2 protein-coding genes are annotated in these 1,388 nt (G+C 72.0%); both read right to left on the reverse strand.

The features are described 5' to 3' along the window. Positions 1-173 precede the first annotated feature (173 nt). A complete protein-coding gene (locus LCD33_RS28565) occupies positions 174-371 on the reverse strand; it encodes a DUF397 domain-containing protein (RefSeq protein WP_224968036.1) in 198 nt (65 codons plus the stop codon). Beyond that, positions 368-1,213, reverse strand: a complete 846-nt coding sequence (locus tag LCD33_RS28570) for a helix-turn-helix transcriptional regulator (protein ID WP_224968038.1) — start codon at positions 1,211-1,213, stop codon at positions 368-370. The genes LCD33_RS28565 and LCD33_RS28570 overlap by 4 nt, the downstream gene beginning before the upstream one ends. Between the last annotated feature and the right edge of the window lie 175 nt (positions 1,214-1,388).

Genomic DNA, 1,388 nt, shown 5'->3' on the forward strand with positions numbered 1-1,388 from the left:
CCCCCCCCCGGGGGGGGCCCGCCGGGGGGGGGGGGGGCCCCCCCGCCGGGGCGGGGGGGGGCCCCCCCCCCCCCCCCCCCGCCCCCCCCCCCCCCGGGGGGGGGGGGGCCCGTTCCGCGTCGTGGGCGCGGCTCGTTCGCTCGGTCGGGCCGGTCGAACGGGCCGTCGGACGATCAGCGGTCGTAGCGGCCGGAGCCGATCGCGGTGAGGAACGCCGCCCAGCGGGCCGAGTCGATGCGGAGGGTCCCGCCGTCGCGGTCCTTCGTGTCCCGCACGCCCGCGATCCCCGGCGCCCCGCCGACTTCCACGCAGGTCTGCGTCGCCGTGGTGCGGGTACTGGTGCGCCATCCCTTGAGCGGCTCGGAAGTCACGTTCCCCTGCCTTCCCAATCGCGTGCGTAGGTCGCCAGCAACTCGGCCGATTCCACCGCGCTGAGCGCTGCCGCGAGAACGGTACTCCGGAGCGCGTCGTAAGCGGAAACATCTTCAGGTTCGTCCAGGAACGCGCTGGCGCTGTGGTGCTCGACGTGGACGATCGACGGCGCCTTCGCGAACTCGTAGAACAGGAACGGGCCGTCGATGCCGGGGTGCACGCCGAACGGGAGCACCTGGATCGTGACGTTCGTCCGCTTGCCGATGCTGATCAGCCGGTGGACCTGGTCGGCCATGACGCCAGGTGTCCCGACCGGCCGCAGCAGGGCGCCCTCGTCGATCAGCGCGGTCAGCTCGACTGGAGCACGGCGGCGCGTGATGACTTCTTGCCGGCCGACTCGCACGGCCACTCGGGCGTCGGCTTCAGGCGCAGGTACGCCGCCACCGGACATCACGGCACGGGCGTAGTCGGCGGTCTGCAACAAGCCGGGCACCAGCGCCAGGGTGAGTTCGGTGATGCGCAGCGCTTCGCGCTCGAAGCCGAGCACCGCCGTCAGCTGCGCCGGAAGACCGGCTGTGGCCCGCGATTCCCACCAACCGGGTTGGTGCAGGTCGTGCGCCATCCCCAGCAGCCGGTCGCGCTCCGTCCCGGTCACCCCGATGATCGCGAGGATGGCGGCGAGGTCCGCTTCGCTGATCGCGCGGGCGCCGCTCTCGACGCGCGACATGGTGGCCTTCGACCAGCCGAGGCGTTGCGCCACCGCTTGGGCTTCCCACCCGGACTTCTTGCGCGCGTCGCGGATTTCGGCCGCCAGAGCACGTTGTCGCGCACCACTCGCCATGCGCCGAGCCTAGATCGGCTCGGCGATCACGAACGATGCCCCCCTATCGGATCATGGACAGCAGGTTTCTGAAACTGGCATTGTTTGCAGAAACCAGGAGGTGATCCGATGGCTGTTCCGATCTGGGCCGCGTCGTGCGGGCCGGTGGATTCGCGGTGGCACGGGGTGCGGCGGG

This window comes from Saccharopolyspora sp. 7B, assembly GCF_020177435.1.
In the GTDB taxonomy this organism is placed as follows: Bacteria; Actinomycetota; Actinomycetes; order Mycobacteriales; family Pseudonocardiaceae; genus Saccharopolyspora_C; species Saccharopolyspora_C gregorii.